General features: G+C 70.9%; 23 protein-coding genes. 13 read left to right on the top strand and 10 right to left on the bottom strand.

Features of this window, described 5'->3' with window-relative positions; translation table 11 throughout:
- Positions 1-85 precede the first annotated feature (85 nt).
- From dacB to folE, 6 genes are all read left to right on the top strand, one after another.
- On the top strand, positions 86-1570 hold the full coding sequence (gene dacB, locus AC07FA_RS09715) for a D-alanyl-D-alanine carboxypeptidase/D-alanyl-D-alanine endopeptidase (protein ID WP_479074359.1): 1485 nt from the start codon (positions 86-88) through the stop codon (positions 1568-1570).
- Positions 1571-1619: 49 nt separating this feature from the next.
- Complete coding sequence (locus AC07FA_RS09710; RefSeq protein ID WP_479074358.1) at positions 1620-2756, top strand: zinc-dependent metalloprotease; 1137 nt, start codon at positions 1620-1622, stop codon at positions 2754-2756.
- A gap of 189 nt (positions 2757-2945) precedes the next feature.
- A complete protein-coding gene (gene tilS, locus AC07FA_RS09705; RefSeq protein WP_479074356.1) occupies positions 2946-4034 on the top strand; it encodes a tRNA lysidine(34) synthetase TilS in 1089 nt (362 codons plus the stop codon).
- A gap of 84 nt (positions 4035-4118) precedes the next feature.
- Positions 4119-4658, top strand: coding sequence for a hypoxanthine phosphoribosyltransferase (hpt, locus tag AC07FA_RS09700; RefSeq protein ID WP_069756216.1), 540 nt, complete (start codon positions 4119-4121; stop codon positions 4656-4658).
- 216 nt (positions 4659-4874) lie between these two features.
- Positions 4875-6920: an ATP-dependent zinc metalloprotease FtsH gene (ftsH, locus tag AC07FA_RS09695; protein ID WP_479074354.1), complete on the top strand. Its 2046-nt coding sequence runs from the start codon at positions 4875-4877 to the stop codon at positions 6918-6920.
- A 162-nt stretch (positions 6921-7082) separates the two neighbouring features.
- Positions 7083-7688, top strand: coding sequence for a GTP cyclohydrolase I FolE (gene folE, locus AC07FA_RS09690; protein WP_479074353.1), 606 nt, complete (start codon positions 7083-7085; stop codon positions 7686-7688).
- 104 nt (positions 7689-7792) lie between these two features.
- On the opposite strand, the gene AC07FA_RS09685 is transcribed toward folE, so the two are convergent.
- From AC07FA_RS09685 to AC07FA_RS09660, 6 genes are all read right to left on the bottom strand, one after another.
- Positions 7793-8284 (bottom strand): DUF3180 domain-containing protein, encoded by a 492-nt coding sequence (locus AC07FA_RS09685; RefSeq protein ID WP_479074351.1) that lies wholly within the window; start codon positions 8282-8284, stop codon positions 7793-7795.
- A gap of 68 nt (positions 8285-8352) precedes the next feature.
- Positions 8353-8964 (bottom strand): 2-amino-4-hydroxy-6-hydroxymethyldihydropteridine diphosphokinase, encoded by a 612-nt coding sequence (folK, locus tag AC07FA_RS09680; RefSeq protein WP_479074350.1) that lies wholly within the window; start codon positions 8962-8964, stop codon positions 8353-8355.
- A complete protein-coding gene (folB, locus tag AC07FA_RS09675; protein WP_328910881.1) occupies positions 8961-9320 on the bottom strand; it encodes a dihydroneopterin aldolase in 360 nt (119 codons plus the stop codon). Before folB ends, folK begins: the two co-directional genes overlap by 4 nt.
- A 189-nt stretch (positions 9321-9509) precedes the next feature.
- Positions 9510-9992 (bottom strand): nuclear transport factor 2 family protein, encoded by a 483-nt coding sequence (locus AC07FA_RS09670; RefSeq protein ID WP_479074349.1) that lies wholly within the window; start codon positions 9990-9992, stop codon positions 9510-9512.
- Entirely contained in the window at positions 9989-10849 is an 861-nt protein-coding gene (gene folP, locus AC07FA_RS09665) for a dihydropteroate synthase (RefSeq protein ID WP_479074348.1), read from the bottom strand. The genes AC07FA_RS09670 and folP overlap by 4 nt, the downstream gene beginning before the upstream one ends.
- Before the next feature lie 83 nt (positions 10850-10932).
- Positions 10933-12117: an ABC transporter ATP-binding protein gene (locus AC07FA_RS09660; protein WP_479074346.1), complete on the bottom strand. Its 1185-nt coding sequence runs from the start codon at positions 12115-12117 to the stop codon at positions 10933-10935.
- Between the two features lie 142 nt (positions 12118-12259).
- On the opposite strand from AC07FA_RS09660, the gene AC07FA_RS09655 reads away from it, so the two are divergent.
- From AC07FA_RS09655 to AC07FA_RS09640, 4 genes are all read left to right on the top strand, one after another.
- The gene (locus AC07FA_RS09655; protein ID WP_479074345.1) at positions 12260-12979 is read left to right on the top strand and encodes an ABC transporter permease; all 720 of its coding nucleotides are present in this window, start codon (positions 12260-12262) and stop codon (positions 12977-12979) included.
- A gap of 3 nt (positions 12980-12982) precedes the next feature.
- Positions 12983-13657 (top strand): ABC transporter permease, encoded by a 675-nt coding sequence (locus AC07FA_RS09650; RefSeq protein WP_479074344.1) that lies wholly within the window; start codon positions 12983-12985, stop codon positions 13655-13657.
- A gap of 46 nt (positions 13658-13703) precedes the next feature.
- Complete coding sequence (locus AC07FA_RS09645) at positions 13704-14684, top strand: ABC transporter substrate-binding protein (protein ID WP_479074342.1); 981 nt, start codon at positions 13704-13706, stop codon at positions 14682-14684.
- Between the two features lie 103 nt (positions 14685-14787).
- Positions 14788-15819, top strand: coding sequence for a hypothetical protein (locus AC07FA_RS09640; protein WP_479074341.1), 1032 nt, complete (start codon positions 14788-14790; stop codon positions 15817-15819).
- A gap of 18 nt (positions 15820-15837) precedes the next feature.
- On the opposite strand, the gene AC07FA_RS09635 is transcribed toward AC07FA_RS09640, so the two are convergent.
- Positions 15838-16980, bottom strand: coding sequence for an NADH-quinone oxidoreductase subunit D (locus tag AC07FA_RS09635; protein ID WP_479074340.1), 1143 nt, complete (start codon positions 16978-16980; stop codon positions 15838-15840).
- Between the two features lie 111 nt (positions 16981-17091).
- Entirely contained in the window at positions 17092-18072 is a 981-nt protein-coding gene (locus AC07FA_RS09630) for an SAM-dependent methyltransferase (protein ID WP_479074338.1), read from the bottom strand.
- A 96-nt stretch (positions 18073-18168) separates the two neighbouring features.
- On the opposite strand from AC07FA_RS09630, the gene AC07FA_RS09625 reads away from it, so the two are divergent.
- Both AC07FA_RS09625 and AC07FA_RS09620 read left to right on the top strand, forming a co-directional pair.
- The gene (locus AC07FA_RS09625) at positions 18169-19371 is read left to right on the top strand and encodes a sensor histidine kinase (protein ID WP_479074337.1); all 1203 of its coding nucleotides are present in this window, start codon (positions 18169-18171) and stop codon (positions 19369-19371) included.
- A gap of 62 nt (positions 19372-19433) precedes the next feature.
- A complete protein-coding gene (locus AC07FA_RS09620; RefSeq protein ID WP_479074336.1) occupies positions 19434-20108 on the top strand; it encodes a response regulator transcription factor in 675 nt (224 codons plus the stop codon).
- Positions 20109-20146: 38 nt separating this feature from the next.
- Here AC07FA_RS09620 and AC07FA_RS09615 read toward each other — a convergent pair whose 3' ends face one another.
- The gene (locus AC07FA_RS09615; RefSeq protein WP_479074334.1) at positions 20147-21265 is read right to left on the bottom strand and encodes a DUF5937 family protein; all 1119 of its coding nucleotides are present in this window, start codon (positions 21263-21265) and stop codon (positions 20147-20149) included.
- A gap of 98 nt (positions 21266-21363) precedes the next feature.
- On the opposite strand from AC07FA_RS09615, the gene AC07FA_RS09610 reads away from it, so the two are divergent.
- A complete protein-coding gene (locus tag AC07FA_RS09610) occupies positions 21364-21528 on the top strand; it encodes a hypothetical protein (RefSeq protein ID WP_479074333.1) in 165 nt (54 codons plus the stop codon).
- On the opposite strand, the gene AC07FA_RS09605 is transcribed toward AC07FA_RS09610, so the two are convergent.
- Positions 21512-22657, bottom strand: a complete 1146-nt coding sequence (locus AC07FA_RS09605; RefSeq protein WP_479074332.1) for a threonine aldolase family protein — start codon at positions 22655-22657, stop codon at positions 21512-21514. The two genes, AC07FA_RS09610 and AC07FA_RS09605, sit on opposite strands and share 17 nt — an antisense overlap.
- Positions 22658-22689: the final 32 nt, after the last annotated feature.

Raw genomic sequence — 22689 nt, 5'->3', positions numbered from 1 at the left:
GGTGGCTCCTCCATGATCAACACATACGACTGGTGATTAAGTGTCCCCCACGCAGATGGGTGCTCGCGAAAGGGGCTGGTCAACGGTGGCCGAGCCGGTGGAAAGACCGTCGATCCGTCCGTCGAACATGTGGGACAGGCTGAAAGACCCGAAGAACCGGAAACGGCTGATCGGGTCGGGCAGTCGGCGGTTCGTAGCAGGCTCCGCGGTGCTCGGACTGCTCGTGGCCACCGGCGCCGTCGTCGCCGCCGGTCCCTGGGACACCGGTCAGCGTAAGGCCGAGCGGGACCTGGCCGTCGCCCGGGACCACACAGGTGGCGCACATCACGAGCGCACCACGCCCGCCGCGCCGAAGCCCGCGCCCAGCGCCCCCGCCGTGCTCACCGCGCTGGGCGGCCCCGTCACCCGGACGGCGTCCAAGGACGCCGCCGGTCTCACCGCCGTCCTCGGCCCCCTCCTGAACGGCCCCGCCCTCGGCACCCGCCGCACCGGCGCCGTCATCGACACGGCCACCGGGAAGGAGCTGTACGGACAGGGCACCGGCACCCCGATGACCCCCGCCTCCACGGTGAAGATCGCCACCACCGTCGCCGCGCTCCGCGCCCTCGGCACGGACCACCGCATCGCCACGACCGTCCGGGCCTCCGCGGACTCGCGGACCCTCACCCTCGTCGGCGGCGGCGACCCCACCCTGGACAAGGCCGCCCTGCGCCGCCTCGCCGCCGACGCCGCGGACGCGGTGCGGGAGCAGGAGATCAGCACCGTAAAGCTCACGTACGACACCTCCCGCTACACCGGGCCCCCGTTGCACCCCATCGGCCCCAACGAGAACATCGCCCCCGTCAGCGCCCTCATGATCGACGAGGGCCGGCTCGACGGCTCCACCCACGGGCCCGCCCCGCGGACCGCCGACCCGGCCGGGGACGCCGCGCGCGCCTTCGCCGTCCTGCTCGACGAGGCCGGCATCGCCACCGAGGCCGCGCCCACCCGCCACCGGGCCCCGGCGAAGTCCCGGACGGTCGCCACGCACCGCTCGAAACCCATGTCGGCGCTGGTCGAGCGGGCCCTGACCAACAGTGACAACGACATCGCCGAAGCCCTCATGCGCGAAACGGCGCTGGCGACGGGCGAACGGGCCGACTTCGCGGGCGGCCGACGGGCCGTCACCGCACAGCTGAAGAAGCTGGGCCTGCCGACGGCGGGCGCGAACCTCGCCGACGGCAGCGGCCTCGACCGGAACGACCGGGTGACCGCCGCCCTGCTCGCCGGCCTCCTGGCCCACGCGGCGGACCCGGCGCACCCCGAACTCCGTCCCGTCCTCACCGGCCTCCCCGTCGCCGGATTCAGCGGCACCCTCAAGGGCCGCTACACGGAGAAGTCCCACGGCACCGGCCTGATCCGCGCCAAGACCGGCACCCTCACCGGAGTGAACACACTCGCCGGGACCGTCGTCGACACGCGGGGCCGGCTCCTGGCGTTCGCCTTCCTCGCCTCCGGCACGACGTCCCCGTCCGAAGCCCAGTCCTCGCTCGACACCCTGGCCACCGCTCTCGTCGACGGCCCACGATGAGCGGTCCAACACCCCTCCATGGGGCGACCCCCTCACGTACGGTTGACGCATGACGAGCATCGGTGGTGCCGAGATGGTCGACTGGAATCTCGCGGTGGCGACCGCGACGCGGCTCGTGCGGCCGGGGCCCGAGATCAGCCGCGAGGAGGCCCGCGCCGTCGTCGCGGAGCTCCGCCGGCATGCCAAGGCCTCGGAGGAGCATGTCCGTTCCTTCACCCGGATGATCCCGGACGGGGCCGAACCGGAGGACACCCCGGTCCTGGTCGTCGACCGGGCCGGCTGGATCAAGGCCAACGTCGCCGGCTTCCGGGAACTGCTCCGCCCCCTGCTGGAGAAGATGCAGGACCGGCGTCCCGGCGGCCCCGGCGGTGCCGTGCTCGGCGCGGTCGGCGGCAAGGTGACCGGCGTGGAGCTGGGCATGCTGCTGTCGTTCCTGGCCTCCCGGGTGCTGGGGCAGTACGAGACGTTCGCCCCCGCCACCCGCGAGCTCCCCGCGTCCGCCAAGGGCGGCGGCCGGCTGCTGCTCGTCGCCCCCAACATCGTCCACGTCGAGCGCGAACTCGAAGTGGACCCCCATGACTTCAGGCTCTGGGTGGCGCTGCACGAGGAGACGCACCGCACCCAGTTCACCGGTGTGCCCTGGCTCCGTGACCATCTGAAGGGCGAGATCCAGTCGTTCCTGGACGAGACGGACGTCGACCCGATGACCGTCCTGGAGCGCCTGCGCGAGGCCGCCCAGTCGCTGTCGGGCGCGGGCCGCCCCGAGGGCGAGGAGGGCGAGGAAGAGGGCCGCAGCCTCGTCGAGATCGTCCAGACACCGGCCCAGCGCGAGATCCTCGGCCGGCTCACCGCGGTGATGTCCCTCCTCGAAGGACACGCGGACTTCGTGATGGACGGGGTGGGGCCCGAGGTCGTCGGCTCCGTGGCCGAGATCCGGGAGAAGTTCCAACAGCGCAGGGCCCGTGGCGCGGGCCGCCTCGACCAGGCGCTGCGCAAGCTCCTGGGACTCGACGCCAAGCTCCGTCAGTACCGCGACGGAGAGCGCTTCGTCAGCGCCGTGGTCGGCGAGGTCGGTATGGACGGCTTCAACCGGGTCTGGACCTCGCCCAACACCCTCCCGACCAAGGCCGAGATCGCCAAGCCGGCGGACTGGATCGCGAGGGTGCACCGTAAGCCAGAGGCGTGATCATGACCCGCCCGTAGGCCGAAGAATGCCCCTCCAATCACCCATCCGAGGGACCATAGGGGCATGGGAAGGCGTGCGATGCTCGATGAACAGCTTGGCTCTGTCACCATCGACGCACTCTGAGTGACGGGACTCACGTTCTGTCCCTTCGAGGCACCCCCCGAAAAAACTTCACGAAGGGCACCGGACATGGGTCCCCATCCTGCGGTCGCGGCGATACGCCTGGCGGTTCGCCGCGTACTCCACGACGTACTCACCGAATACGACCGCCACACCGACAAGGCCGGCCGGGCCGAGTTCGCCGAAGCGGGCGCCGGCAGGCAGCGCGCCGCACTTCCCGAACGGCCCGATACCCCACTCGTGCTCGTGGCATGCTCCGGCGGCGCCGATTCCATGGCGCTCGCCTCCGCCCTCGCCTTCGAGTCCCGCAAACTCGCCGTCCGGGCGGGCGGAATCACCATCGACCACAACCTCCAGCCGGGGTCGGCCCTGCGCGCCGCCGAGGTCGTCACCCGGCTCGGCACCATGGACCTCGACCCGGTCGAAGCGGTCTCCGTGCACGTCGGCCGCGACGGCGGCCCCGAAGCCGCCGCCCGTGACGCGCGCTACGCGGCCCTGGACGCGGCGGCCGAGCGCCACGGCGCCGCCGCCGTCCTGCTCGGCCACACCCGCGACGACCAGGCGGAAACCGTCCTGCTCGGCCTCGCCCGAGGCTCCGGCATCCGCTCCCTGTCCGGGATGGCGGCCGCCTCCGGGCCCGCGGGCCGCTACCGCCGTCCCTTCCTCCAGCTCGACCGGCAGACCGCCCGCAAGGCCTGTCTGGTGCAGTCGCTGCCCGTCTGGGACGACCCCCACAACATCGATCCGGCCTACACCCGCTCCCGCCTCCGCCACGAGGGCCTGCCCGCCCTGGAGAAGGCACTCGGCAAGGGTGTCGTCGAAGCGCTCGCCCGTACGGCCCAGCTCTCCCGCGACGATGCCGACGCCCTCGACACCTGGGCCGCCGAAGCGGACCGTTCCGTACGCGACGACGCGGGGCAGCTGGAGTGCGCGAAGCTCTACGTCCTGCCGCCCGCCGTGCGCCGCAGAGTGCTGCGCCGGGCGCTGATCGAGGCCGGTGCCCCCGCCGGGTCGCTGTTCGCCCGTCATATCGAGGAAGTCGACCGTCTCATCACCGGCTGGCGCGGCCAGCGCGCCATCAACCTGCCGGGCCGCGTCGAAGCCCAGCGGCAGGGTGGCAGACTGGTCATTCGGCAGAGCTGTAGCGCAAGCGGCTGAAGTGCAGGCGAAACGGCCGGCCGGCCCGGGGCACGACTCCGGGACCGGCGGGCTAAGAAAGAGACGCGGGTGAACGAGAAGGACATGGGCACCGACCTTCAGTCGGTGCTCCTCACCAAGGAAGAGATCGACGCGAAGCTCGTGGAGCTGGCCGCGAAGATCGACGCGGAGTACGCGGGCAGGGACCTGCTCATCGTCGGCGTCCTCAAGGGCGCGGTGATGGTCATGGCGGACCTGGCGCGCGCCCTGTCCACCCCCGTCACCATGGACTGGATGGCCGTCTCCTCGTACGGCGCGGGCACCCAGTCCTCCGGGGTCGTCCGCATCCTCAAGGACCTGGACACCGACATCAAGGGCAAGCACGTCCTGATCGTCGAGGACATCATCGACTCGGGCCTGACGCTGTCGTGGCTGCTGTCCAACCTGGGCTCGCGCGAACCCGCGTCGCTGGAGGTCTGCACCCTGCTGCGCAAGCCGGATGCCGCGAAGGTCGCCATCGACGTGAAGTGGATCGGCTTCGACATTCCCAACGAGTTCGTCGTCGGCTACGGGCTGGACTACGCGGAGAAGTACCGCAACCTCCCCTTCGTCGGCACGCTCGCCCCGCACGTCTACGGCGGCTGACGCCCTGCCGCCTGCCCTGCCCGGCCGCCCGGCCAACCCGGACGGGCGGTGGGGAACCCTCACCGGCTTCCCGCCGTTGGAGCTTCGAAGGCGGATTTGTCAGACGTCCCCGGCGGTCGCGGGTGACAATGCTGGGGTACGGTCCGAAGAACAGTCTTTTCTCACAGCAGCATTTACCTACGGGCAGGAGGGACGGGGCGACTTCGCTCCGTATGGATGGACGTGAAGCGATACTTCCGTGGGCCGGTCATGTGGATCGTGCTGGCCGTCCTCGCCGTGGTCGTGTTGATGCAGGTCGTCGGCTCGTCGGGCGGCTACAAGACGGTAGACACCGGCGAAGTGATCCAGGCGATCAGCAAGAACCAGGTGGAGCAGGCCAAGCTGACCACCGGTGACGAACAGATTCTCAAGATTGAGCTGAAGGACGGCCAGAAGCTCGAGGGCGAGTCCGGCAGCAAGTTCCAGGCGAGCTACATCGGCAACCAAGGCGTCGAGCTGGCGGACACCCTGCAGCAGAAGTTCGAGAGCGGTGACATCGAGAAGGGTTACACCGTCTCGCCGTCGAAGCAGTCCCCGTTCGTCTCGATCCTCCTCTCGCTGCTGCCGTTCGTTCTGATCGTGGTCGTCTTCCTGTTTCTGATGAATCAGATGCAGGGCGGCGGTTCCAAGGTCATGCAGTTCGGCAAGTCCAAGGCGAAGCTGATCACCAAGGACACGCCGAAGACGACGTTCGCCGACGTGGCGGGGTCGGACGAGGCGGTCGAGGAACTCCACGAGATCAAGGAGTTCCTGCAGGAGCCGGCGAAGTTCCAGGCCGTCGGCGCCAAGATCCCCAAGGGTGTCCTGCTGTACGGGCCTCCCGGTACGGGCAAGACGCTGCTCGCCCGCGCGGTCGCAGGCGAGGCCGGCGTCCCGTTCTACTCGATCTCCGGTTCCGACTTCGTCGAGATGTTCGTCGGTGTCGGTGCCTCCCGAGTGCGTGACCTCTTCGAGCAGGCCAAGGCGAACGCCCCGGCGATCGTCTTCGTCGACGAGATCGACGCCGTTGGCCGGCACCGCGGTGCCGGTATGGGCGGCGGTCACGACGAGCGCGAGCAGACTCTCAACCAGCTGCTCGTCGAGATGGACGGCTTCGACGTGAAGGGCGGCGTCATCCTGATCGCCGCCACGAACCGGCCGGACATCCTCGACCCGGCGCTGCTGCGCCCGGGACGCTTCGACCGGCAGATCGCGGTCGACCGCCCGGACATGCTGGGCCGTCTGGAGATCCTGAAGGTGCACCAGAAGGGCAAGCCGGTAGCGAAGGACGTCGATCTCAACGCCGTCGCCCGCCGCACCCCCGGCTTCACCGGTGCCGACCTGGCGAACGTGCTGAACGAAGCTGCGCTCCTCACGGCGCGCAGCAACCGGAAGCTGATCGACAACGCCATGCTCGACGAGGCCATCGACCGCGTCGTGGCGGGTCCGCAGAAGCGGACCCGGATCATGTCCGAGAAGGAAAAGAAGATCACCGCGTACCACGAGGGCGGACACGCCCTGGTCGCGGCGGCTTCTCCCCAGTCGGACCCGGTCCACAAGATCACGATCCTCTCCCGTGGCCGCGCCCTCGGTTACACGATGGTGCTCCCGGAAGAGGACAAGTACTCCACGACGCGCAACGAGATGCTCGACCAGCTCGCGTACATGCTGGGCGGGCGCGCGGCCGAGGAACTGGTCTTCCACGACCCGACCACCGGCGCTGCGAACGACATCGAGAAGGCCAGTGCCACGGCCCGCGCGATGGTGACGCAGTACGGCATGACGGAGCGGCTCGGCGCGATCAAGTTCGGTGGAGACAACACCGAGCCGTTCGTGGGCCGCGAGATGGGCCACCAGCGCGACTACTCGGAAGAGGTCGCCGCGCTGGTCGACGAAGAAGTCAAGAAGCTCATCGAGACCGCGCACAACGAGGCCTGGGAAATCCTCGTCGAGAACCGCGACATTCTCGACGCCCTGGTCCTCGAACTCCTTGAGAAGGAGACGCTCGGCAAGGAGCAGATCGCTGAGATCTTCGCTCCGATCGTCAAGCGCCCGGCCCGCCCGGCCTGGACCGGTTCCTCGCGGCGCACGCCGTCGACGCGGCCGCCGGTCCTCTCTCCCAAGGAGCTGGCCCTCACCAACGGCGTCACCACCGCCAACGGTTCGGCCACCCCCGCGGAGATCGCCCCGAAGGACATCACCCCGGCGACGGAGTCGATTCCCGACGAGCGCCCCGAGAGCTAGACCCCGTACCGACTCCGGTGTGGCCCCCGTCACGGGCGTCCCACCGGGCCCGGAATGGATGCCGCGTCCCCCAGGTTTTAGCCTGTGGGGGCGCGGCTTTTTCGTATGCCTGCGAGGTTTGCGCGAAGCACGCGCACGCGACAGCACGAGGAACGAGGACAGATGACCGACCCGGTGACGCTGGACGGCGAGGGCACGATCGGCGAGTTCGACGAGAAGCGGGCCGAGGCCGCCGTACGCGAACTGCTCATCGCGGTCGGGGAGGACCCGGACCGCGAGGGCCTGCGCGAGACGCCGGGGCGGGTGGCGCGTGCGTACAAGGAGATATTCGCCGGGCTGTACCAGGAGGCCGGGGACGTCCTGACGACGACGTTCGATCTGGGCCACGACGAGATGGTGCTGGTGAAGGACATCGAGGTGTTCAGCACCTGTGAGCACCATCTGGTGCCGTTCCGGGGGGTCGCGCACGTCGGATACATCCCGGCGACCACCGGCAAGATCACCGGGCTCTCGAAGCTGGCGCGGCTGGTCGACGTCTACGCGCGGCGGCCGCAGGTCCAGGAGCGGCTGACCACGCAGATCGCCGATTCGCTGATGGAGATCCTGGAGCCGCGCGGAGTCATCGTCGTGATCGAGTGCGAGCACATGTGCATGTCGATGCGGGGCATCCGCAAGCCGGGTGCGAAGACGATCACCTCGGCGGTCCGTGGCCAGCTCCGCGACCCCGCGACGCGCGCCGAGGCCATGAGCCTCATCATTGCCCGCTGACGACCGACGACCGACGGCTGACGGCGGGCTTGGGAATCAAGCCCGCCGGCCCTTGAGGACCGAGCGGCGGCCGGACGACCCGGCGGGCCTGCCCGGTCAGCGCACTAGGCGGACGCCGCGTTCCGGTCGTTCTCGCCCTTGCCCTTGTCCTCGGGGAGCTTGCAGACGCGCTCCAGGAACAGGGCGGCGGCGATGACGGCGATGCCCGCCAGGACCGCGAAGCCCGCGTAGATGGCCTGTTCGCGACGGGGCGGGATGTCGAGGGAGCCGAGCAGGAAGACGCCCGTGCCGCCGTACATCCCGGCGACCAGGGCGGTGACGAGGGCGCTGGCCTGGCCGAAGACGACCGCGCGGGCCGCCATCAGCGGCTCGACGCCCTTCGCGCCCGGCCGCCGCTCCCGCTGGGCCCGCAGGCGGGCGCGGATGGAGAGCGCCGTCGCGAGCAGGACCACCGCGATGACCGCGAGCACCACCGGCGCCGCCAGGGGGACGCTCGGCAGCGTCCCCAGGGAGTCCCAGAGGCGCGCAGCGCCCCAGGACAGTACGCCGGCGGCGGCGAAGAGTCCGGCCAGTACTCCGAGCCGTAGTTGCTTCACCGAGAGAGCCGCCCTTCGCCGCCGGGTGTCCGTGGAGTGCTTGTGTGGGTGTCCGTCGAGCCTAACGACTACTCGGGCAGACGGAGTTCCAGGTCGGCCCGGGGAAGTACGCCCGCATCACCGATTCCGGTCAGCAGGTCGGCGACCGCACCGGCGCCCGGGAGCTCGGCCTCGGGGTCCACGTCGTGCCAGGGTGCGAGCACGAAGGCCCGCTCACGGGCACGGGGGTGGGGCAGGGTGAGCTGCGGGTCGTCGGAGACCACGTCCGCGTACGCCACGATGTCGACGTCGATGGTGCGCGGGCCCCAGCGCTCCTCGCGGACCCGGTCGAAGGCCTCCTCGATGGCCTGGCCGCGCTCCAGCAGGGAGGACGGGGGCAGTGTCGTCTTCACGACGATCACCGCGTTGAAGTACGAGGGCTGGGAGCCGGGAGCGACGCCCCAGGGCTCCGTCTCGTACACCGGGGAGACCGCCTTGACCCGGAGGCCGGGGGTGTCCTCCAGGGCGTCGATGGCGCCCTGGAGGGTCTCCAGGCGGTTGCCGAGGTTGGAGCCCAGGGAGATCACCGCCCGTTTCGGGTTGGAGAGGGTGATGTCCGCGGCATCCACCTGCTCGACCACGGCGGCGGGAACCGGCTGTACGGTCGGGTCGCTCTGCCCCTCGGTGGAAAATGCAGTCATGCTCGGCTCCGGGTGATGGTGATGGTCACGTCGTCGAACGGGACGGTGATCGGGGCGTCCGGCTTGTGGACGACCACCTCGACCTCCTGGACGCCCTCGTGCTTGAGGCACTGCTGGGCGATGCGTTCCGCGAGGGTCTCGATCAGATCGACCGGTTCGCCCTTGACCACGTCGACGACTTCCTCCGCGACCACCCCGTAGTGCACGGTCTTCGTCAGGTCATCGGTGGCCGCCGCGGGCCGGGTGTCCAGACCGAGCACCAGGTCGACGATGAACGTCTGGCCCTCTTCCCGCTCCTTGGGAAACACACCATGGTGCCCACGGGCCTTGAGGCCGCGCAGCGCGACACGATCCACGCGAATCACTCCTGCTGTCGTTGGTCGTTGGGACACCCGGCTGCGTGCGGGCGGCGAAGTGCCCACTTTCGAATCTACCTGCGAGCACCGACAGTGCTCGCCCGCGGGGCTCCGGACAGGACCCCGGAGGGCTGGTAGGCGCCTGTACCCCGGGCCCGGGGGCCCAACCCCCGACGAGGGCGTACCCACTCAGGAGGGTGTTTCCTCGTCCTCTTCCTCGCCGGTTTCGGCCAGTACGGGTGAACCGTGGTGGGACCACAGCTTCCAGCCGTCGGGTGTGCGGCGGAACACATTGGTCGCGACGACGAGCTGGCCCACGAGCGGGCCGAGCGCGTTGCCGTCCTCGGCCGGGCCGCCGCTGAGGATGTTCTCGGTGCAGGTCACGAGCGCGGTGTCGCCGGTCATCGAGACGCCGACATCGGTCAGGAAGAACTGGATGTACTCCGTGTTCGCCATGATCAGCGCATAGCTGCGCAGCACCTCGCCGCGCCCGGTGAGCACCGGCCACCCCGGGTGGACGCAGGAGACGGTCAGGTCCTCGCCCGGCAGCCAGAGACCGGAGAGCGTGTCGAAGTCACCGCGCTCCATCGCCTCGTAGAACGCGGTGTTGGCCTGTTCGACGGCCTCGATGTCCGCGGCCGCCTCCGCGTGCTCGTCCTGCGGCCCGCTCACGCCGCTCCCTCGATGGCGCGGGCGACCCGTACGGCGTCGGCGGTGGCCCGTACCTCGTGCACCCGTACCGCCCACGCGCCCGCCTGGGCGGACAGGGCGGAGATCGCGGCCGTGGCGGCGTCGCGTTCGCGGGCGGGCGGCGGGGCGGCTCCCTCGCCGGCCAGGACGTGACCGAGGAACCGCTTGCGGGAGGCGGCGACGAGCAGGGGGCGGCCCAGTGCGTGCAGCGCGTCGAGGTGCGCGACGAGCGAGAGGTCGTGGGAGGCGTCCTTGGCGAATCCGAGGCCGGGGTCGATCACGAGCCGTTCGGGGGACACCCCGCCCGCGATCACGGCGTCCATCCGTGCGCGCAGTTCCGCGAGGACCTCGGCGACGACGTCCCCGTACACCGCTCTGCTGTTCATGGACTCGCTGAAGCCGCGCCAGTGCATGACGACGAAGGGCACGTCCGCGGCGGCGACGACCGGGACCATGTCCGGGTCGGCGAGGCCGCCGCTCACGTCGTTGACGAGCGCCGCACCGGCGGCGACGGCCTGCTCCGCGACGCGGGCCCGCATGGTGTCGACGGAGACCGTGACCCCCTCGGAGGCCAGTCCCCGCACGACCGGGACCACGCGCCGCAGCTCCTCGGACTCGTCCACCCGGCTGGCACCGGGGCGGGTCGACTCGCCGCCGACGTCGATCAGGTCGGCGCCCTCGCCGGCCAGCACGAGGCCGTGCTTGATCGCCGCCGTGGTGTCGAACCACCGGCCTCCGTCGGAGAAGGAGTCGGGCGTCACATTGACGACTCCCATGACCGCACAGCGGTCCCACTCCGGCAGGTCCTGCACCGTGCCGCGCCCGCGCAACGTACTCATACGCCCAGCGTAGGCCCGCCGGGAGACCCGTCGCGCCGTGCGGCCCCCCGCGCTCCGGGCGCGGCGGGAGCGGACCGGTGCGGTCACGGGGCCGCCGTGGTCACGCTCGCCACGGTCTCCACGGCGACGGCGGCGCGCGGCACGTCCTGGGCGTCCGCGTCGATCGAGCGGCGCAGGGCCTCGTGGAGGCGGGCAGGGGTGAGGACGCCCAGGAAGCGGCCGGTGCTCTCCTTGTCGATCACCGCGATCCAGCCCGCGTCGTGCTGGAGCATCGTGGCGAAGGCCTGCTTGAGCGGCGCGCCGAGGGGGAGCCATGCCTCCATTCGGCGGGCGTGTTCGCGGACCGTGCCCTTCGAGGCGGCCGTGGCGTCGCCGACCGGGATCCAGCCATGCAGATTGTCCTCCCGGTCGAGCACCACGGCCCAGCGCGCTCCCTCGGCGCGCAGCCGCTCGGTCGCCTGCGCGAGGGGGTCGTCGAGGTGGACCACCGGCGGCTGGTCGAGGTCGCTCTCCTCGATGGGGGTGACGGAGAGCCGCTTCAGTCCGCGGTCGGCGCCGACGAAGTCCGCGACGTACGGGGTCGCGGGGGCGCCGAGGACGGTGGCGGGGGAGTCGAACTGCTCGATGCGGCCCTGCCCGTACACGGCGATCCGGTCGCCGAGCCGGACGGCTTCCTCGATGTCGTGGGTGACGAACAGGACGGTTTTGCGGACCTGTGCCTGGAGCTTCAGGAATTCGTTCTGGAGATGTTCCCGTACGACGGGGTCGACCGCGCCGAAAGGTTCATCCATCAGCAGTACGGGCGGGTCGGCGGCCAGGGCTCGGGCGACGCCGACGCGTTGGCGCTGACCGCCGGAGAGCTGTTCGGGATAGCGGTCACCATAAACGGAAGGATCGAGTCCGACGAGATCGAGGAGTTCCGCCGCCCGCTCGCGGCCCTTTCCGCGTTTCCAGCCCAGCAGATGGGGGACGGTGGCGGTGTTCTCCAGCACGGTCCGGTGCGGGAAGAGACCGACCTGCTGGATCACATAGCCGATGCGCCGCCGGAGTTGGACGGGGTCGATGGCGGATATGTCGTCCCCGTCGAGGAATATCCGTCCCTCGGTCGGTTCGATCAGCCGGTTCACCATCTTCATGGTGGTCGTCTTGCCGCAGCCGGAAGGTCCGACGAGCGTGACCAGTTCACCCTCGCCGACCTCGAAGGAAAGGTCGTCGACGGCGGTGGTGCCGTCGGCGTACCGCTTGGTGACGTGCTCGAAACGGATCATGGTTCCCCATTGTGACGCGCGTTCTGTGAAGGCCGTGTTGCCGGAATGCGACGGCCTCGGCGATTGTCAGTGGTCGAGGATAGGGTCGCCAGACATCAGTTCGGTACAAGAAGCGCGACGGTAAATCAGGGGGTGGGGACGGGTGGCCGGAGAGAACTGCCTCGTGGCGAACGACTGGATCTGCGGCGAGTATCTGCGTTCCCGCAGCCAGGAGTTGACCGACGCGACCGTCCAGCACATCTGGATCACCGCCGTTTCGGTGCTGATCGGGCTGGCCGTGGCCTTCCCGCTGGCGCTCCTGGCCCGCCGCGGCCGGCACTTCGCGGGGCCGGTGCTGGGGCTGACGACCGTGCTCTACACCGTGCCGTCGCTGGCGATGTTCTCCCTGCTGCTGCCGCTGTTCGGTCTGTCGGCGGCCCTGGTCGTCACCGGCCTGGTGCTCTACTCGCTGACCATTCTCGTACGGAACATCCTGGCGGGACTCGAAGCGGTGCCGCAGGAGGCGAAGGACGCCGCGAAGGGCATGGGGTACGGCCCGGCGCGGCTGCTGTGGGAGGTCGAACTCCCCCTGGCGCTGCCCGCGCTGATGGCGGGCCTGCGGATAGCCACAGTCTCGACGGTCGCACTGACGACGGTGGGTTCGCTCGTCGGCAAGGGGGGCCTCGGCAATCTCATCGAGGACGCCCTGCCGAGCCTCTTCAAGGCCCAGGTACTGACCGCGTCGGTGCTCTGCGTACTGCTCGCGGTCGCCGCCGACCTGCTGCTGCTCGGCGTGCAGCGACTGCTGACGCCCTGGACCCGAATACGTGCGACGACCGGCCCCGGGGGCGGGCCCCCGGTCGCGAAGGTGGAGGCGGGCTGATCCGTGGGAGTCATCGGCGACGCCTGGACCTGGCTCACCACCGGGTCCAACTGGTCGGGGGAGAGCGGAGCGGCGCACCGGCTGGGCGAGCATCTGTACGTCAGCGGGGTGGCGCTCGCGCTGGCCTGTGCCATCGCCCTGCCGCTCGCGCTGTATCTCGGCCACCTCGGCAAGGGAGGCGCGCTCGCGGTCAACATCTCCAACGTGGGGCGTGCCGTACCCGTCTTCGCGGTGCTGGCCCTCTTCATGCTGACGCCGCTGCGCAACACCGGCTACTGGCCCACGATCATCGCGCTGGTGCTGTTCGCCGTGCCGCCGCTCCTCACCAACGCCTACGTCGGGATGACGGAGGTCGACCGGTCCGTGGTCGAGGCGGCGAGAGGCATGGGGATGTCCGGCCCCCAGCTCTTCGCACGGGTCGAGCTTCCGCTCGCCTACCCCCTGATCATGACCGGGCTCCGCTCCGCCGCCGTCCAGGTGGTGGCCACCGCCTCCATCGCGGCGATGGTCGGGCTCGGCGGCCTGGGCCGGATCATCACCGCCGGATTCAACACGTACGACACCGCACAGGTCTTCGCGGGCGCGGTGCTGGTCGCCGGGCTCGCCCTGGTGGTGGAGGGGTCGCTGATGGCGCTGGACCGGCTGCTGTCGCCCCTGCGCCGCCGGCGGAGTGCCTGATGCTGTGCAGCTGTTTGTCACCTTTTCGCTGTGGACGGAGAACATCATGAGCAGGACCTCGCGCATAGCGGGTGCGGTCATCGGAATGGTCGCGCTGGCCGGGTCGCTCGCCGCGTGCGGCGGCGACAGCCTGGAGAAGGAGAAGAGCGGTTCGGACGCCGCGTCGGGCTCGGGCTCCAAGAAGGGCTCGCTCGTCGTGGGCGCCGCGTCGTTCACCGAGTCCAAGGTGCTCGCCGAGCTGTACGCACAGGTCCTCGGCGACGCCGGATACAGCACCTCGATCACCACCGTGAAGAACCGTGAGCTGTACGAACCCTCGCTGGAGAAGGGCGAGATCGACGTCGTACCGGAATACGCGGCGACGATCGCGGAATTCCTCAACGCCAAGGTGAACGGGGCGAGCGAGGCGGAGAAGAAGCCCGTCGCCTCCGGAGACGCCGCCGCCACGGTCGCCCGTCTGGAGAAGCTCGCCACCCCGCTCGGTCTGAAGGTGCTCCCGCCCGGCGACGCGGTCGACCAGAACGCGTTCGCCGTGACGAAGGAATTCGCCGAGAAGAACAGCCTCACGACCCTTTCGGACCTCGGCAGGTCGAAGATCAAGGTGAAGATCGCCGCCGGTGACGAGTGCGAGGTCCGGCCGTTCTGCGCTCCGGGTCTGAAGAAGACGTACGGCATTGATGTCATCGGCATCGACCCCAAGGGCGTCGGCACTCCGCAGTCGAAGCAGGCCGTCAAGGACGGCAAGGACCAGCTGGTTCTGACGACCACCACGGACGCCGTGCTGGACAGTTACGGCCTGGTGTTCCTGGAGGACGACAAGAAGCTGCAGAACGCCGACAACGTCCTGCCGGTGCTCAATGCCAAGGACGCGGGCGCGCAGGACATTGCCGACGCGCTCGGGAAGCTCACCGGGGCACTCACCACGCAGGACCTCGCCGAACTGAACCGCAAGGTCGACGCCGAGCGTGCCAAGCCCGCCGATGTGGCCAAGGAGTATCTCCGGGCGAAAGGCTTGGTCAAGAAGTAGAGAGCGGTGAATCGGGTACTTCGGGAGGCCGTCAGGTAACCGGCGGGGAACAGATTGCCGGGCGGCCTCCCAAGTAACCCGTACGCACGGTAAATTTCGAGCCATGCCACGTGGACGTCACCGCCATTCGCCACCCCTGCACAGAATCCTGCCGCCTTCTCTGGTGGCCGGAGTGTCGGTCGTCTGTGCCGCCGGCGCCTGGCTGCTCGCCGAACCCCTCGCGCTGCGCGGTCTGGTGGCCGCCACGGCGGCGGCCGCCGTCTCCGGCGCGTATCTGATGCGCAGCTGGGACCGGGCCGCCGGCCTGCGCGTCGCGGAACTGACCCGCGCCCGCGCCAGCGACGAGTGGAAGACCGAGGAGCGCATAGCCGAGCTCGAGGCCGACCTCGAGGAATCGCGCGAACTGCGCACCCGGCTGGAGACGAAGCTGCGCCGCAAGCGCGTGGAGCTCGCCGGTCTGCGGGGCGAACACGCCGCGCTGCTGCGCCGGTACGCGAACGCCGAGACCGAGCGGGCCACCGCGCTGGAGGGCCGCAGGCAGCTGGCGCTCGAAGCGGCCTCCACGCCGAAGGAGTTGCCGAGCGCGCGCTCCACGCCCACCCCGGGTGCGTATCTCCGTGCCGCCCACGCGCTGCGGGACCTCTCACGCAACGCAGCGCTCCAGGAAGCGCGCCGCACCGCCGAACAGGCCAGGCAGCGCGACGTCGCCGAGCGGACCCGGACACGGGACACGGAGGCGGAGGGCCCGAAGGGGAAGCACGCGGCGGCCGCGGGGACGGGCGGCCACCAGCACCGCCGCCCGTCGTCCGCCCTGCCGGCCCCACAGCTCTCGCCCGTACCCGTACAGGCTCCGCGCCCGGTCCCGGCCGCCTCGGCCGTCGTTCCGTACGCGGCCGCGCGCCGCCACCTCGTCCCGCAGGGCAGCTTCGACTTCTTCGGTACGCAGAAGACGAACGCCGCGATCGAGGCCGTACAGAACGAGGACCTGGCCGACGTGGTGGGCGAGGAAGCCCTCGCCGCCCACCGGACGGGCACGGCGGAGAACCGCGCCGTGGGCAAGGTCATCGACCTCACCGCGCACGACGAGACCGAGCAGCTGGACCTCGCCGGACTGCGCAGCGCGATTTCCTCGTAGGCCGCGCAGGGCCGCCCGCTACTTGTCGATGTCGCCGACGACGAAGAAGAGCGATCCGAGGATGGCCACCATGTCGGCGACCAGGGTGCCGGGCAACAGCTCGGTGAGGGCCTGGATGTTGTTGAACGAGGCGGAGCGGAGCTTCAGCCGGTACGGGGTCTTCTCGCCCTTGGACACCAGGTAGTAGCCGTTGATGCCGAGCGGGTTCTCGGTCCACGCGTAGGTGTGGCCCTCCGGCGCCTTCAGCACCTTGGGCAGCCGCTGGTTGATCGGCCCCGGCGCCAGGTCGGCCATCCGGTCCAGGCAGGCGTCCGCGAGATCCAGCGAGTTGTGCGTCTGGCCCAGCAGGCATTCGAACCGCGCCAGGCAGTCGCCCTCGGTGGCGGTGACGACCTTGAGCGTGTCCTGAAGCTCTCCGTACGCGAGATACGGCTCGTCGCGCCGCAGGTCGAAGTCGACTCCGGAGGCGCGGGCGATCGGCCCGGACACCCCGTAGGCGTGCACGGCCTCGGCGGAGAGCACCCCCACCCCGCGGGTACGGGCCCGGAAGATCTCGTTGCCCAGCACCAGCTTGTCGTACACGTCCATCCGGGACCGCACGGAGGCGATCGCGTCCCGCGCGCGGCCGAGCCAGCCCGCGGGAAGGTCCTCCTTCAGCCCGCCGACCCGGTTGAACATGTAGTGCATCCGGCCGCCGGAGACTTCCTCCATCACGGCCTGGAGTTCCTCGCGCTCGCGGAACGCGTGGAACATGGGCGTGATGCCGCCCAGTTCGAGGGGGTAGGAGCCGAGGAACATCAGGTGGTTCAGGACCCGGTTCAGCTCGGCGAGCAGGGTCCGCGTCCACACGGCTCGCTCGGGGACCTCCATGCCGAGCATGCGCTCGACGGCCATGACGACACCCAGCTCGTTGGAGAACGCCGAAAGCCAGTCGTGGCGGTTGGCGAGCATCACGATCTGCCGGTAGTCGCGGGCCTCGAAGAGCTTCTCGGCGCCGCGGTGCATATAGCCGATGACCGGCTCGGCGTGCTGGATGCGTTCGCCGTCGAGGACGAGCCGCAGGCGGAGCACCCCGTGGGTCGAGGGATGCTGGGGGCCGATGTTGAGCACCATGTCGGTGCTCTCTGCCGCGCCGCCGATGCCGACCGTCGTCTCCGTCATGCCGGACAGTATCCCCCGGGTGCCCAGGACTCCGCCCCGGACCCCGCTCCTCGGACACCGGACGGGCGCAAGGGCGCCGGGCGGGCTCGGACTCCACCCCCGCCGTACGCCCTACGCGCGCGCCGGCACCCGTTGCGACAGCCAGCCGAAATCGCCCAGCCCGCCCCGCGCCGTGAGCTCGGCCGCCTCGCCCGAAGCGGAGAGCGCCCGGACGTACCCGGCGGGATCGGCCGACGCCAGGGAGAGCGGCGGCCGCTCACCGCTGACACCCAGCTCCCGCAGCGCCGCACGCTGGTCCCGCACGTCTGCCGGCAGGCCGGCCGCGGCGCTCCCCGCCTCCGCGCACGCGTCCAGCGCCACATGGGAGGTGAGGTCGCAGCTGCCGTCCGGCACCGGGCGCACCTCGCGGCCCGCCCGGAAACCGGTCAGCGTTCCGTACGGCGGCCTCGCGTCCCGTACGTGCGCGTAGTCGACCGCCACCGCCAGCCCCCCGGCCAGCGACGCGACCGCCCCCGCCCACACCTCGTCGCGCGGCCGGCCGATCTCCGCGCGGTCGCCGGGGCGCGTCAGCGGCCACCAGCGCCGCAGCCACTCGGCGTCCGCCCCGCTCACCGGGCCGCCCAGCCGCTCAGCGCCGTCCGCCCGCCGGACGAGGACGTAGCGGGCCACCCCGTCGGCATCGGCCTCCGCGATCTCCGTCGGGACGTTGTCCAGCCATTCGTTGGCGAACAGCAGCCCGGTCACCCCGGGCGGAGGCTCGGCGCACCACTCGATCCGGGGATCGAGACCGGGCGGACGCCCGGCGATCTCCACCGCGTACGCCCGCACCTTCAGCCCCGCGGGCACCGCCGCGAGCACCCCCGTCAGCAGCTCACCCCGGCCCGCGCCCACGTCCACCAGGGCGACCTCGTCCGTGTCCAGCTCCCGCGCCGTCCCGGCCAGCAGCCGGGCGACGGCGGCGGCGAACAGCGGGGAGGCGTGCACCGACGTACGGAAATGTCCCGCGGGCCCTTCCGGCCTGCGATAAAAGCCCTCGTCCCCGTACAAAGCGGTCTCAGCCGCTTCCCGCCACCCGCACCACTCATCCGTCACGTAGGCAAGTCTCCACCTTGGGGAGTACGGTCCCAGGACCTGGATCGGCCCTTCGGCTGACCCGGGCACCGATCTGCTATCCCTACGCTGGGTTACGTGCAGCGCCTCTACGACTTCATCCGCAGACACCCGACGGGCGTCGACAGTTTCTGGGCTGTCTTCCTCCTCGGGCTCTCCGGCGTGTCGCTCGTGGCGGGCCAGTACGGCCACGGCCGGGAGCGCGCGCTTGCGGTGCCGATCGTGCTCGGTCTGTGCACGGTCGTCGCGCTGCGTCGGCGCGCACCCGAGAAGATGCTGCTGCTCGCCGTCGCGATGGGCCTCGCGCAACTCGCCGCGGACGTCAGGCCGGGCATCGCGGACTTCGCCCTGCTCGTCATCACGTTCACGGTGGCCACCGTCGGGGAACGCTGGGCGTCCCGGCTGGCCCTGGCGTGCAGCCTCGTCGCGGCGGGCCTCTCGCAGCTCCGATGGCCGGAGGGGGCCCCGGAGCACTGGGCCCAGTCCGTCTTCGTCGTGGTCGTCATGACGGTGCCTTTCGTGCTCGCCTGGGTGCTCGGCGACTCGATGCGGACCCGCCGGGCCTACTTCGACCAGCTGGAGGAGCGTGCCGCCCGGCTGGAGCGGGAGCGCGAGGCGCAGTCGAAGGTCGCGGTGGCCGCCGAACGCGCCAGGATCGCCCGCGAGCTGCACGACGTCGTCGCCCACAACGTCTCCGTGATGGTGGTCCAGGCCGACGGCGCCGCGTACGTCATGGACGCGGCCCCGGATCAGGCGAGGCAGGCGCTGGAGACCATTTCGAGCACCGGCCGCCAGGCGCTCGCCGAGATGCGCAGGCTGCTCGGGGTGCTGCGCACCGGCGATGCCCCGGAGAGCGGGGAGTACGTACCGCAGCCCGACGTCGGACAGATCGAGGACCTGATCGAGCAGGTCCGGCAGACCGGCCTCGCGGTGGACTTCAAGATCGAGGGGACTCCGCGCCCCCTGCCCAGCGGGGTGGAGCTGACCGCGTACCGCATCGTGCAGGAAGCCCTCACCAACACCCGCAAGCACGGCGGTCCCGACGCGGGCGCCAGCGTGCGGCTGGTCTACTTCGACGACGGCCTCGGGCTCCTCGTCGAGGACGACGGCCGGGGGGCGGCGCACGAGCTGTACGAGGACGGCGGCGCCGACGGAGCCGGGCACGGCATGATCGGTATGCGGGAGCGGGTCGGCATGGTCGGCGGCACGCTGGACGCGGGGCCGCGCCCCGGCGGCGGGTTCCGGATCAGCGCCCTGCTGCCACTGAAGCCCGGCCATTAGACGTGTGCGGTTGATGAGCACCATTCCCGAATCCCCCTCTGACCAGGAGAACAGGACCCCTCATGGCGATCCGCGTGATGCTCGTCGACGACCAGGTGCTGCTGCGCACCGGATTCCGGATGGTGCTCGCCGCCCAGCCGGACATGGAGGTCGTGGCCGAGGCGGGTGACGGCGCGGAGGCGATCGAGGTGCTGCGCGCCACCGCCGTCGACGTGGTGCTGATGGACGTACGCATGCCGAGGCTGGACGGCGTCGAGGCGACCCGGCGCATCTGTGCGCAGACCGACCCGCCCAAGGTGCTCATCCTGACCACGTTCGACCTGGACGAGTACGCCTTCTCCGGGCTGAAGGCGGGGGCCAGCGGCTTCATGCTCAAGGACGTGCCGCCCGGCGAACTGCTCGCCGCGATCCGTGCCGTGCACAGCGGTGACGCGGTCGTCGCGCCGTCCACCACCCGTCGCCTGCTGGACCGTTTCTCCTCGATGCTGCCCAGCAGCGGCAAGGACCCCGCCCACAAGCACATCGAGAAGCTCACCGAGCGGGAACGCGAAGTGATGATGCTGGTCGCCCAGGGGCTGTCGAACGGCGAGATCGCGGCACGGCTCGTGCTGTCCGAGGCGACCGTGAAGACCCATGTCGGCCGCATCCTGACGAAGCTGAACCTCCGTGACCGGGTGCAGGTTGTCGTCCTGGCGTACGAGACGGGCCTGGTCCGGGCCGGCGGCGGAACGGGCTGACCGCACGGCGCCTGCGAGGCCCCGGCGCAGCCCCCCGCTCAGCGCAGGACCGCCTCCAGGAAGTCGCTGCCGAGCCGGGTCACCACGGTCAGGTCCAGCTGGTGCAGGACGTACCGGCCGCGCCGCCGGGTCGTGACCAGACCGGCCTTCTTCAGTACCGAGAGGTGCCGGGAGACCTCGGGGGCCGTGATCCCGTGCGAGTCGGCGAGTTCGCCGGTGGTGTACGGGGAACGGGCGAGGTTGCGGCACAGACGCATCCGCATCGGATGGGCCAGCGCCTCCATCCGGAGCTGGAGCAGCTCGACGGAGGCGGGGGAGGGCAGTTCGGGGCGGTGCACCGGGTAGTGGATCACCGGCCGCCAGCCCGGGGCGTGCAGCACCATGAGGTGCGGCCAGCCGAACGTGGTCGGTACGAGGGTGAGCCCGGGGCCGACGGCCGGGTCGGCGGCGTTGGTCCGGCCCTCGGTCAGCTTGTCGACGCTGAGCCGGGTCCCTTCCTCGTTCAGCGACAGGGCTGCGGAGACCGCGCGCATCGCCTCGTCGAGGCCCTTGCGCCGCAGCAGTTCCGTCTTGTGCCGGGCGTCGGCGACGAGCTGGACCTGCACCCGCCGCCAGGTGTCCGCGAAGAACGCCTCGTCGCAGTCCTCGAAGAGCCGCCGGACCCACGTGCGTACGGACGCCGGATCGGCGAGCAACTGCTGGGTGAACTCCACCTGCTGAGGTCCGCGGGCCGCGGCCAGGTCCAGCGCGCGGTTGCGCATCGTGGCATCCGCCAGCGGTGACGGCGCGCCGATGCCGTACTGGCTGGCACAGGTGAATTCCAGGGCGGCGGCGACGAACCGCTCGTCGTCCATCGTGTCGAGGATGTCCAGATCCTCGGCGAGCGTGGCCCCTGTCCTGCCGTCACCGCCGCGCACCCCGGCGAACGGCATGAAGACGTCCGAGAAGGTGTTGCGCCAGAGGAACTCCGCCTCGTGGAGCCGGTCCGCGAGGTCGGGCTCCAGGGAGGCGGCGGTCACGGTCGCCCAGCCGTGCAGCCCCGGATGGTGGCCGGGCTCGGAGAGCGCGTGCAGAGCAAGCCCCAGCTCGGCGAGGGGCGAGGTCTCGAAGACGATGCGGTCGGCGGGCAGGCCCGCGATGTCGATGTGTACGCTCACCCCTCCATGGTGGGGGGTACGGGGACGGGGGCACGCCCCGTTTGACGGTGCTCGTCAATCCACGCGCCGACCCGCCGGGACCGGCTCACCCTGGAGACATGGACGCCATTCAGCAGCACATGCTCGACAGCTACCGCGCGGCGCAGCACGCCGAGACGCCCCCGCCGCCGCCCGGCCGGCACGATCTGGAGGTGCTCCGGGATCTCCGCGACCGGTTCCGGGCCTGGACGGCCGCCGCCCGCACGACTACCCCAGCCGCCTGACGAACTCCGCCACCGCCCCCCGCACATCCCGCGCCGTCCACTCCAGTCCCTCCGCGGCGACCGTGATCTCCGTGAACGAGACCCCGGGCGGCGTCGACGGCCCGGGGGACCACCGGTGGAACAGCGTCACCCCCGTCTCCTCCGCCTGCCGTACCGACGCCTCGTTCAGCACGGCCTCTCCGTACGGCAGCCACACCTGGAACTGATGGGTGTGCGGTGGTTCCGGATGAACCCGGGACCAGGGGACCGCCGACTCCCCGAAGCCCTCGGTCAACGCCCCGGCGACCACCTTCGCGTGCGCGACGTACGAGGGCAGCCGCGGCAGCTCCCGTTCCAGGCCGAGCAGCGCGGAGAGCGCGGCAGGGTGCTGCTGGAAGACGTCTCCGCCGTACCGGTGGCGCCATGTCCGGGCCTCGTCCACCAGCTCGGCGGGACCGGCGAGCGCGGCCCCGGAGAGCCCGCCCAGGGACTTGTAGAACGACACGTACACGCTGTCCGCCAGGGCGGCGATCCCGGGCAGTTCGCGCCCGAAGTGCGGGCCGCACTCCCACAGCCTCGCCCCGTCCAGGTGGACCACCGCGTCCCGCTCACGCGCGGCGGCCACCACGCCCTCCAGCTCCTCCCACGTGGGCAGCACGAAACCGGCGTCGCGCAGCGGCAGTTCCAGCATCAGCGTCCCGAACGGCTCGGGGAAGTCCCGTATCTCGTCGGCCGTGGGCAGCCGCGGAGCGGACGTCGGGTGCACCGTACGCAGCCCGCTCACCGTGCTCAGCGCGCCCCGCTCGTGCCTCTCGGGATGGGAGAGCGGGTGCAGGGCCACGGCCGGGTTGCCGGTCCGTCCCGCCCAGCAGCGCAGCGCGACCTGCTGGGCCATCGTCCCGGTCGGGAAGAACGCGGCGGCCTCCGTGCCGAGCAGCTCAGCCACCCGTCGCTCGACCGCGGCGACCACCCCGTCCCCGTACACATCGGTCCAGTCGGCCAGGTCGTGGACGGCGCCCGCGTCTGCCGCCAGCGCGGTCAGCCGTTCGCCGATCGTGGTCTCCGCGGACGTCCGTGCCAGCACCCGCCCCGACTGCCGCCACGCGGCCAGCCTGCGCTGCCGCTCCTTCTGCCCCTCGGTGTCCGTCATGGGACGATCATTACCCGGACCGCTGACATCGC

This window comes from Streptomyces sp. NPDC045968, from assembly GCF_056430475.1.
Note: the sequence above shows the minus strand (reverse complement) of the source record. Positions and strands in the feature narration are given on the sequence as shown.

Coding starts and splice junctions, on each gene's coding strand:
- AC07FA_RS09710 (WP_479074358.1), top strand. CDS start 1,620: ATGACGAGCATCGGTGGTGCCGAGATGGTCGACTGGAATCTCGCGGTG.
- tilS (WP_479074356.1), top strand. CDS start 2,946: ATGGGTCCCCATCCTGCGGTCGCGGCGATACGCCTGGCGGTTCGCCGC.
- hpt (WP_069756216.1), top strand. CDS start 4,119: ATGGGCACCGACCTTCAGTCGGTGCTCCTCACCAAGGAAGAGATCGAC.
- ftsH (WP_479074354.1), top strand. CDS start 4,875: ATGGACGTGAAGCGATACTTCCGTGGGCCGGTCATGTGGATCGTGCTG.
- folE (WP_479074353.1), top strand. CDS start 7,083: ATGACCGACCCGGTGACGCTGGACGGCGAGGGCACGATCGGCGAGTTC.
- folK (WP_479074350.1), bottom strand. CDS start 8,964: ATGACTGCATTTTCCACCGAGGGGCAGAGCGACCCGACCGTACAGCCG.
- folP (WP_479074348.1), bottom strand. CDS start 10,849: ATGAGTACGTTGCGCGGGCGCGGCACGGTGCAGGACCTGCCGGAGTGG.
- AC07FA_RS09660 (WP_479074346.1), bottom strand. CDS start 12,117: ATGATCCGTTTCGAGCACGTCACCAAGCGGTACGCCGACGGCACCACC.
- AC07FA_RS09645 (WP_479074342.1), top strand. CDS start 13,704: ATGAGCAGGACCTCGCGCATAGCGGGTGCGGTCATCGGAATGGTCGCG.
- AC07FA_RS09640 (WP_479074341.1), top strand. CDS start 14,788: ATGCCACGTGGACGTCACCGCCATTCGCCACCCCTGCACAGAATCCTG.
- AC07FA_RS09635 (WP_479074340.1), bottom strand. CDS start 16,980: ATGACGGAGACGACGGTCGGCATCGGCGGCGCGGCAGAGAGCACCGAC.
- AC07FA_RS09620 (WP_479074336.1), top strand. CDS start 19,434: ATGGCGATCCGCGTGATGCTCGTCGACGACCAGGTGCTGCTGCGCACC.
- AC07FA_RS09610 (WP_479074333.1), top strand. CDS start 21,364: ATGGACGCCATTCAGCAGCACATGCTCGACAGCTACCGCGCGGCGCAG.
- AC07FA_RS09605 (WP_479074332.1), bottom strand. CDS start 22,657: ATGACGGACACCGAGGGGCAGAAGGAGCGGCAGCGCAGGCTGGCCGCG.